Origin of the sequence: Muriicola sp. (genome assembly GCF_041567615.1) — a bacterium.
Classification (GTDB): domain Bacteria; phylum Bacteroidota; class Bacteroidia; order Flavobacteriales; family Flavobacteriaceae; genus Muriicola.
On sequence record NZ_JBFGBM010000106.1, the window covers coordinates 1 to 9,233 of the forward strand.

Genomic DNA, 9,233 nt, shown 5'->3' on the forward strand with positions numbered 1-9,233 from the left:
ATACATATGACTGCCAAAAACCTGCAGGTCGATGTAATTCGCCCAGTTATTGGGTGCCCTGTCAAAGGCAGGAGCGGCCCCGTCAAAAGGCACAAAGCCCAGCCAGATCCAGTATCCTACCAGGATGGTCATACAGATCCCCAGAAGCACTTTCCAGTTGGCATTCAGGAAGAGGATGGCCGCAAAGAAGAAGACCACCCCGATCCGCTGGAGCACCCCCGGAAAACGAATCTCTGAAAACTCTTTAATAAAGGGCAGGGTGATCGTAAAGGCCCCGAGGAACAGCCCAAGACCGATGAGTTTCAGCGTACGCACCGAGATCTTCCTGTAGGTGGCCATATTGGGTTCTTTGTTGCGATAGGCGAATACGATGGAGGTCCCCACGATAAAGAGAAAAAAGGGAAAGACCAGGTCCGTAGGGGTATAACCGTGCCATTCGGCGTGGCGCAAAGGGGGGTAGACAAATTCCCAGGTCCCCGGGGTATTCACCAGGATCATCAGGGCGATGGTGAGTCCCCTGAAAATATCCACGGAAATGATCCTCTCTTTCATAATTCAGATTGATTTATAATATGGTTCCTTTCATTTTGTTCCAGACCCTGGCAAGGAGGACCCCTGAAACGATCGCAATCACCGTCAGGATGGTAGCGGGCAAATATTTTCCATAGATCCAGTACCCGGTAGAGAACATGATGGTATAGATCAGGACACAGCCGAGAAGCATGGCCGCAATCCCGTTAGGGACACTCCATTTTTCATCTGTGTTCACGATCTTTTGTCGGTCTTTTTCAGCTTCCCTGATCACCCTAGCCCATCCCGGGCCTCCGGGTTGGATCTTCATGTAGAAGGACCTCAATACCTCTTTGGATTCGGGCTGGGTGAGGAAGGTGGCAGCCATCCAGATCCCCGTGGTGATCACCACCACAAAGATGTATTCAGACCAATCCGGGAAGATCCCAGTGCTGGGGGCGAAGAAGAAAGGTCCAACAGGAGTCAGTTTCAGGAGGAGGGAGATGATCCCCGAGGCGAACATAGCTGTGATCTCGCTCCAGGCATTGATCCTCCACCAGAACCAGCGCAGGATAAAGATGAGTCCGGTCCCGGCCCCGAAAACGAGCAACACTTCAAAGAGCTGGAGCGCATTCTGCAGCAATAGGGCAAGAGCAGCGCTGAAGACCATAAGGACCACAGTAGAGATCCTACCCACGGCCACAAGTCTCTTTTCGGATGCCTGTGGATTGATCTGTTGCTTATAAAAATCGTAGACGATATAGGAGGACCCCCAGTTGAGCTGGGTGGAGATGGTAGACATATAGGCCGCGATCAGGGAGGCGAGGACCAGGCCCAGCAGACCGCTGGGTAATTTGGTAAGCATGGCGGAATACGCCAGGTCGTGCCCGAGTTTGTCATCCGCAATGGAGGGAAATGCTTCCTGAATGCTGGCCACATCAGGATAGATCACCAGGGAAGCCAGGGCCACCAGGATCCAGGGCCAGGGGCGCAGGGCGTAATGCATGATGTTGAAAAAGAAGGTAGCGCCAATGGCGTGGTTCTCGTTCTTGGCCGCGAGCATTCGCTGGGCGATATAACCCCCACCGCCCGGTTCTGCCCCGGGATACCACGAACTCCACCACTGCACGGCAAGGGGAATTATGAACAGGGTAATCAGGGCCTGGGTATTGCTAAAATCCGGGAGGATGGAGAGTTTGTCAGAGACGTGTTCATTCGCCATCAGGGAGGCGATCCCACCCACTTCAGGCAGATTCACCAGGTAGTAGGCAGCCCCTATGGCTCCGGACATGGCCACAAAAAACAGGAGAAAATCCGTATAGACCACCCCTTTGAACCCCCCGAGTGCGCTAAAAATTACTGTAATGAGTCCGGCACTGATCACGGTCTGCCAGGGTTCGAGCCCCAGCATGATACCCCCTATCTTGATGGCCGCCAGGGTCACGGCGGACATGGTGATCACATTGAAGATCACCCCGAGGTAGATCGCCCTGAACTTCCTGAGAAAACTCGCAGCAGCACCGCCGTATCGGAGTTCATAGAACTCAAGGTCGGTGTTTACATTCGACTTCCTCCAGAGTTTGGCGTAGACAAAGACTGTCAGAAGACCTGTGATCAGGAAGGCCCACCAGACCCAGTTCCCCGAGACCCCATTGGTCCTGACGATGTCCGTGACCAGGTTGGGAGTGTCAGTCGAAAAGGTAGTCGCCACCATGGACAGGCCTAATAGCCACCAGGGCATGGTGCGCCCACTGAGAAAGAATTCTGAGGTATTCTTGCCTGATTTTTTTGAAACAATGACCCCTATGGCCAGTACTGTGGAAAAGAAGACGATGATAAAACCATAGTCAAGGGTGCTTAATTCCATAAGGTCATCCGTTGGTCAGTGGCTAAAGATATTATTTTTTGGGATACCTTTATCCGACCCTCTTAGGGGAAATACACCCATCGCCTTGGAAATCAGCCTCACTTCCTGGATACTCGCATTTATCGCTTCCGTTGTCTTGGGGATCTCCAAGTCGGGCATCAAGGGGATCGCCGTGATCATTATCACTCTTATGGCCCTTGCTTTCGGGGCCAGGGCCTCCACCGGTCTCCTCGTGCCCCTCTTTGTAGTGGGCGACATATTTGCGGTGATCTACTACAACAAACACGCAAGATGGCATTACATCAGGAGGTTCCTGCCGTGGATGATGAGTGGGGTAGTGATAGGCGTAATTCTCGGGAATGACCTGCCGGAGGAGACCTTCAAGATCTGGATGGTAGTTGTGATCCTGGGCAGCGTGGCCATGATGACATGGTGGGACCTGCGGCGCTCAAAGGTTGTCCCCACCCACTGGAGTTTTGCGGGATTTATGGGTGTCCTGGCGGGGATCACTACCATGATCGGCAATCTGGCGGGAGCCTTTTCCAACATCTTTTTCCTGGCGATGAGACTGCCCAAGAACGAATTCATCGGTACTGCTGCCTGGGTCTTCTTTTTTATCAACCTCTTTAAACTCCCCTTCCACATCCTGGTGTGGGAGACCATCACGCCGGAGACCCTTCTGGTAAATGCCAAGCTCCTGCCGGGGGTAGCCCTGGGATTATTCCTGGGGGTCAGACTCGTCAGGGTGATACGGGAAGGATTCTACCGAAAAATGATCCTGTTGCTTACAGCCCTGGGTGCCCTCATCCTCTTGCTGAGATAGTTATTTATCAAAATTTAGTAATTTACCTCAGCTTTGCTGCCCTATCAGCAGGGCGTAATAGGATCATGAAAAATCTTTGGAGATACCTGCTGCTCTTCGCTCTTTTACTCAGCTCCTGCAAGGATCTGAGGCTGGGCAGGGAAGGAGACCAAACAGAGCTGGCAGCACGTCGTGACCTTGCGGAGATCCAGGCAGAAGGCAAGCTGAGGGCATTGATCGCCTATAGCGCTACCAGTTATTTCCTGTACCGCGGCCAGCCCATGGGATATGAGTATGAGCTGCTCAGGCGGCTCGCAGACGACCTGGGTGTGGAGCTCGAGTTGCATGTCTCGGGAGACCTGGATGAAATGCTCAATGAGCTCAGGCGAGGTTCGGTGGATATCGTTGCACATGGCCTGGCCATCACAACCGAGCGAAAACAGGAGGTGGCATTTTCGGACTACCTCTATCTCACGGAACAGGTTCTCGTTCAACGCAAACCCAAAGGATGGAGGCAGATGACCAGAGATCAGATCAGGGAAGCCATGATAGGCGATCCCATAGAACTCATAGGCGATACCGTCTCTGTCAGAAAAAATTCATCTTATTTTAAAAGGATCCGGAACCTTTCCCGGGAGATCGGAGGAGAGATCGTTATCGATACGCTGAGAGGAAATATCACGACGGACGAGATTATCAAGATGGTAGCCGACGGGGAGATCAAATACACCCTGGCCGACAAGAACCTGGCCGGTATCAATGCATCCTACTATCCCGACCTCGATGTGGAAGTTCCCCTGAGTTTTTCACAACGGATCGCCTGGGCGCTCAGGCCTGGGTCCAGGCAATTATTGAAGGCCACGAACCAGTGGATCCGCAAGGAGAAAAAGCAGGACGATTACTACGTAATCTACAACAAATACTTCAAGAACAAACGGAGTTTTCGCAGGAGGGTCAACAGTCCGTTCTACAGCCTGAACCAAAAACAGATTAGCCGATATGACCCCATCATAAAGGAGAATTCCAGGAAATTGGGGTGGGACTGGCGACTCCTGGCCTCCCTCATTTATCAGGAATCACGATTCGATCCGGAAGCCGAGTCCTGGACCGGCGCCAGGGGTATTATGCAGCTCATGCCTGAGACGGCTGAAGAGCTTGGCGTTACCGCCACGGCAGATGCCGGGGAGGTGATCAGTGCAGGTACGCGCTACCTGGCCCAGCTCTATAAGAACTTTGCCCATGTGAACGATTCCATCCAGCGCATCAAATTTACGATGGCCTCCTATAATTGCGGCTACAGTCATGTGCTGGACGCCCAGAACCTGGCACAGGTAAAAGGGCTGAAGGACACGGTTTGGGACGGTCATGTGGATAAGATGATCCTCGCCCTGAGCTTTCCTCAGAACTACAACCACGAAGTCGTGAAATACGGGTATGTGAGAGGCCTAGAACCCTTTAAGTACGTGGAACAGATCTTCCAGCGATACGACCATTACCGTAAATTTATCGACAGAGAAGAACCTGAGAACCTGAGCCTAGCGGGTTCTTAGGCGATTCAGGATCTGCTTTTCGAACTTCTTATCATCCTCCAGGATCTCAAAAAACGCTTCCAGGAATTTTTGGGCTTCCCGGAACTGGTTTATGTCCTGAAAGTAGGATTCGATCTCGTCCAACTCGGCCATCAGTTCGGAACGCTTGCCGAGGAATTCCCGCCTGACCCCATCCAGTATGTCCGGGTCCCTTTCGTAACCCTTGTAGATACGGTCAGTGACCTGGGTAATTGAGCCTGAAAGGTTTTGGATATTGGTCACGGCAGCGTAAGGTGCATTGACCAGTCCGGACATGTCAAAATCGTAGGGTACGGGGATGATCCTCTTCTCCGTGAACAAGAGGTTCTGATTGTGCTGCTGTTTGGTGGAATAGTCTGTATTGGCGATCATGAATTCAAAAAAGGCGTTAAAAACCGAAGCCTCGTCGTCATGTTGAAGAGGGTGTACCAGCCTTTTGAGTTCCTGCCCTCCGTATCTTTCACAGAGATAGTCCATATCCTCGATGAGGAAGCCGAAAAATTCGTGGGTGACTTCTCGCTTGCCTCTCTCTTCGAACAAGGAGATTTCTGTCAGCCGGGTCTTGAAATGATAGGGGGCAATGGTTTCGTAGAGTTTGTAGGCCAGATATTCCTTTAGGACATAATCCCCTGTATTGCGATCGAGCTGGCAGGGGAGCACCATTTTCAGTTTTTCGCTTCCTTCAAACAGGGTTGAGGCGGTTTTCGATTTTCTGAACTTCAGCTTGAGGGGAGCAAAATAGCAGGTCTTCCTTCGAAAATTCCCGCGGGCCCTCAGGTTAACCGGCAAGGAATCCCAAAGATCACCACGGGAGAACCATATCATGGATTCGAGGTAGGTGCTGTCATTGGTCTCCCGCTTAAGGAACTTGTTGGAATACCTGAGCTTTATTTGAAGGGGGGCTTCAGTCCTGAATAATTCAGGCAATACATCTCCAAGGCCACCTTCTATGCCCTCCTGAGCAAACAAAACAGGGCTGAAAGCCAACAGGCCCGTCAGCATTACCAGGCACTTCCGGATCGTTTTCATTCTGATGGTCTCAGCTCTCAAGATACGCATAATTGTATGAGCTTCAGAAGGAAGTCTTGCCGGATTGTTGAAAAGTTTCCCCTGTTAAGGCTTTGTTAATTTATTGGCTTTTGTTTAACTTTAATGCACACCAATTAAGTGAACTGATGGATGAAACTGTACGATTATTCAGTGCCAGAATAATAACGGGATTGTTTCTGATAGCGTTGATCACGCTCACAATAATGGCCTACCAGGAGTATTCTGCTGAATTAGCCAAAGAAGCCGAACTCTACTTAGCTTCCTCCTTGCATCAATTTGACACTACAGTACCTGTCAAATAAAGGATTGCACGGTTGGTCATGGCTTTTGGCACCTGATGACTGGAGAATGAAATCGGTGAACAATAGAAAATCCGGCTGTAAGAAGGCCGGATTTTTTACTTTATGTGATATGGAGAACAGATCATTCCATTCCAACAAATGCCCCTCCTCAGACGAGGTGATTCCGAATAAAACTATGCGCAATGTGACCTGTTAAACAAAATGGGGTCTTAACTTATGGGAATGAATGATTCCGGACCATATGAAATCTCTGCTGCAGGCACAGATGAAAAAGATCAAAGACGATTTCCTGAAATGATTGTCGTCTTCTCTTACGACGATCTCATTCTCCCAACCGAACACCATGTTGAACGTACTTAAACATCTGATCCTGATGGTGATCGGGGACCGGCAGAGGTCGGCCCTGGCGGCAGATGATTCCATTCGTCTTCTCAGTGATGAAGAACTGGTAGAAAAGATCGTGGATACCAACAACACTTTACTTTTTGGGGTTTTGTACGATCGGTATGCAGACCGGGTATACACCAAATGCAGGAGTTTTGCGAATTCGGAAGATGAAGCTGAGGACCTTACCCAGGACGTTTTTCTGACGATCTATATCAAGCTGGGAGGTTTCAGGGGAAAGTCGAAGTTTTCGAGTTGGGTCTATTCCCTTACCTATAATTTCTGCGTCAATTATGTGACGCGGAATAAAGATCGTAAGATCCGGGAGCAATCCAAAACGATAGATGCAGAAGAACGCCAGCTGGCCGTGGAAGTAGAAGACAGGAGTTTCTTCCAGATGAGGTCAGACAAACTCAAGTCTGTGTTGCAAAAGATCCCGCCCGAAGACAGGACCCTGCTGCTTCTCAAATACCAGGACGACGTATCCGTCAAAGAATTGTGCGCTCTTTTAGACCTGGGAGAGAGCGCCGTAAAGATGCGGCTGAAAAGGGCCAAGGCAAAAACATTAGCAATCTATAACGCACTCCCCTGATGGCAGAAAACATGCAAAACCCGTTCAAAGATCTTGGCAAGCGTATCCTTGAGGCGCCCCCCAGCCTAAAAAAGAAGGTGATGGAAGACGTGGCTGTGGCCAAGCTCATCATGGACCTGGCCTCCCTCTTTACCGTGAATACACAGCAAATGCTGGCCAGCCTGTTTAAAACAAATAAGAAAGACAAATAATCTCACTAAACTCATCAAGAACATGGAAACACTGGGAAGCCTAGCCACAGATTCACTAAAAACCATCATACAGGATATCGTCTCGGCACTGCCGGGGGTCATCGGGGCCATCATCGTACTCATCCTGGGGTGGCTAATCATCAAGATCATCAGTTTTGTCATAAAGAAGATCTTAAAGCTCGCCAGGGTGAACAACCTCTCTGATAAGATCAATGAAGCCCAACTGTTTGGAGAAGGAAGCAAGATCAAAGTAGACGTGATCCGGATCCTGCTCGGCTTTGTCAAGGGGATCCTGTGGATCACTTTCATCATCGTCGCGGCAGAGGTAATGGGACTCACCATCATTTCTGCGGAGATCTCCAACCTGCTTCATTACCTGCCTGTATTGTTGAGTGCCCTGGTCATCTTTATGATCGGACTCTACGCCGCCAGGCTGGTCAGGAAAGCCCTGTTAAGTGTATTTGATTCCATGGGAATGGGCGGATCCAAGATCGTCAGTGGTATCGTCTACTACATGATTATCGTATTTGTGCTGATCACCGCCCTCAACCAGGCCGGGATAGACACAGAGATCATTACCAGCAATATTACCCTTATCATCGGAGCCTTCCTCCTGGCATTTGCCATCGGGCTAGGGCTTGGCTCCAGGGATATAGTCGGTAAACTACTTCAGACCTTCTATGCCCGAAAGACCTATGCCGTGGGGGATAAGGTCCGGACCAAGAAGTTTGAGGGGACGATCGAAGCGATAGAGGGGATCCTGGTCACCATCAGGACCAAAGACGGGAAGATCGTCATCCCTATTGAAGACCTAGTCCAAGGCAAAGTGGAATTACAATAGTTTAACTTTTTCATTCATATTAACAAACAATTCGTATCATTAACAATTTAATTCTTAAAAATGGGAAAATTTGAAATCAGAAAAACGAAGTCAGGTCAGTTTAAATTCGATCTGAAAGCCTCCAACGGTCAGGTGATTCTAAGCAGTGAGACCTACAAAACCAAGGCGAGCTGCAAAAAGGGGATCCATTCGGTCATGAACAATGCCGCTGAAGATAAACGCTTCGACCGCAGGACCGCCAAGAACGGCAGCCCTTACTTCAATATGAAGGCGCGTAACGGGCAGATCATCGGAACGAGCGAAATGTATTCCAATACCAACGGGATGGAAAACGGGATCGCATCCGTCAAGAAAAATGCGCCGGACGCCACCATAGATGACCAATCTTAAACCTTAGAAAATCAAGAAGAAACAGCAAATACTAGAGAGATGAAAAAAATCGGATTATTGACGTTACTTCTTCTCGCCGGGATATGTACTTATGCCCAGACGGAGGCGGAACTCAAATCAGAACTCAAGACCAAAAAGGATTCCATAGCGGCCATTCAGGGCAGAGCCAATGCCATACAGGCCCAGATCGATGCCTTGCCCGGCTGGAAGACCGGTGCCTTTGGTACCATCGGGGTCAACCTGTCGAACTTCAGCAACTGGTATGCCCAGGGATTCCCGAATAACTCGGCAGGTAACATCGGCTTTACGGTCAATGCCTTTGCCAACCTCAAAGAAGATAAATTCTTCTGGAGAAACTCGGCCAACGTGAACCTGCAGTGGGTGAAGCTGGACGATAAGGACGACCCTACGGACTCGGATAGTTTCCGGGAAGCGACAGATGTTTTCAATATCACATCCCTTTACGGAAGGAGGCTCAGCCAGCGTTTTGCAGTTTCCACCCTTGGGGAATACCGTACCACCATCCTCAATAATTTCAATGACCCTGGTTATTTGGACATCGGGGTTGGGGGAACCTGGACACCGTCGGACAACCTGGTAGTGGTAATCCATCCCCTGAACTACAACTTTGTTTTCAGCAGCGAGGATACCATCTTTAACTCCTCCCTCGGAGCCAAGATCGTGGCCGACTATACCCGTAAGCTGGGAGCGATGAACTACAAGAGTAACCTCTCCC

10 protein-coding genes are annotated in these 9,233 nt (G+C 50.0%); 7 read left to right on the forward strand and 3 right to left on the reverse strand.

Annotation, left to right across the window (positions count from 1 at the left end):
* Positions 1 to 552: acyltransferase family protein (locus ABYP73_RS08420; RefSeq protein WP_372974029.1), on the reverse strand; the 552-nt coding region annotated here is incomplete at its 3' end.
* 13 nt (positions 553 to 565) lie between these two features.
* A complete protein-coding gene (locus ABYP73_RS08425) occupies positions 566 to 2,377 on the reverse strand; it encodes a sodium:solute symporter family protein (protein WP_372974030.1) in 1,812 nt (603 codons plus the stop codon).
* Positions 2,378 to 2,462: 85 nt separating this feature from the next.
* Between ABYP73_RS08425 and ABYP73_RS08430 the strand changes: the two genes are divergently transcribed.
* Both ABYP73_RS08430 and ABYP73_RS08435 read left to right on the forward strand, forming a co-directional pair.
* Positions 2,463 to 3,200 (forward strand): sulfite exporter TauE/SafE family protein, encoded by a 738-nt coding sequence (locus ABYP73_RS08430; RefSeq protein WP_372944557.1) that lies wholly within the window; start codon positions 2,463 to 2,465, stop codon positions 3,198 to 3,200.
* 65 nt (positions 3,201 to 3,265) lie between these two features.
* On the forward strand, positions 3,266 to 4,729 hold the full coding sequence (locus ABYP73_RS08435; RefSeq protein WP_372944556.1) for a transporter substrate-binding domain-containing protein: 1,464 nt from the start codon (positions 3,266 to 3,268) through the stop codon (positions 4,727 to 4,729).
* On the opposite strand, the gene ABYP73_RS08440 is transcribed toward ABYP73_RS08435, so the two are convergent.
* A complete protein-coding gene (locus ABYP73_RS08440) occupies positions 4,715 to 5,806 on the reverse strand; it encodes a hypothetical protein (protein ID WP_372974031.1) in 1,092 nt (363 codons plus the stop codon). The two genes, ABYP73_RS08435 and ABYP73_RS08440, sit on opposite strands and share 15 nt — an antisense overlap.
* Before the next feature lie 666 nt (positions 5,807 to 6,472).
* Here ABYP73_RS08440 and ABYP73_RS08445 point away from each other — a divergent pair.
* The 5 genes from ABYP73_RS08445 to ABYP73_RS08465 form a co-directional block, all read left to right on the forward strand.
* On the forward strand, positions 6,473 to 7,075 hold the full coding sequence (locus ABYP73_RS08445) for an RNA polymerase sigma factor (protein ID WP_372944559.1): 603 nt from the start codon (positions 6,473 to 6,475) through the stop codon (positions 7,073 to 7,075).
* On the forward strand, positions 7,075 to 7,266 hold the full coding sequence (locus ABYP73_RS08450) for a hypothetical protein (RefSeq protein ID WP_372944554.1): 192 nt from the start codon (positions 7,075 to 7,077) through the stop codon (positions 7,264 to 7,266). Before ABYP73_RS08445 ends, ABYP73_RS08450 begins: the two co-directional genes overlap by 1 nt.
* Before the next feature lie 22 nt (positions 7,267 to 7,288).
* On the forward strand, positions 7,289 to 8,107 hold the full coding sequence (locus ABYP73_RS08455; protein WP_372944553.1) for a mechanosensitive ion channel domain-containing protein: 819 nt from the start codon (positions 7,289 to 7,291) through the stop codon (positions 8,105 to 8,107).
* A gap of 60 nt (positions 8,108 to 8,167) precedes the next feature.
* Positions 8,168 to 8,497, forward strand: a complete 330-nt coding sequence (locus ABYP73_RS08460) for a YegP family protein (protein WP_188370228.1) — start codon at positions 8,168 to 8,170, stop codon at positions 8,495 to 8,497.
* 39 nt (positions 8,498 to 8,536) lie between these two features.
* On the forward strand, positions 8,537 to 9,233 hold a 697-nt coding region (locus tag ABYP73_RS08465; protein ID WP_372974032.1), incomplete at its 3' end, for a DUF3078 domain-containing protein.

Coding starts and splice junctions, on each gene's coding strand:
- ABYP73_RS08440 (WP_372974031.1), bottom strand. CDS start 5,806: ATGCGTATCTTGAGAGCTGAGACCATCAGAATGAAAACGATCCGGAAG.
- ABYP73_RS08425 (WP_372974030.1), bottom strand. CDS start 2,377: ATGGAATTAAGCACCCTTGACTATGGTTTTATCATCGTCTTCTTTTCC.
- ABYP73_RS08460 (WP_188370228.1), top strand. CDS start 8,168: ATGGGAAAATTTGAAATCAGAAAAACGAAGTCAGGTCAGTTTAAATTC.
- ABYP73_RS08450 (WP_372944554.1), top strand. CDS start 7,075: ATGGCAGAAAACATGCAAAACCCGTTCAAAGATCTTGGCAAGCGTATC.
- ABYP73_RS08435 (WP_372944556.1), top strand. CDS start 3,266: ATGAAAAATCTTTGGAGATACCTGCTGCTCTTCGCTCTTTTACTCAGC.
- ABYP73_RS08445 (WP_372944559.1), top strand. CDS start 6,473: ATGGTGATCGGGGACCGGCAGAGGTCGGCCCTGGCGGCAGATGATTCC.
- ABYP73_RS08455 (WP_372944553.1), top strand. CDS start 7,289: ATGGAAACACTGGGAAGCCTAGCCACAGATTCACTAAAAACCATCATA.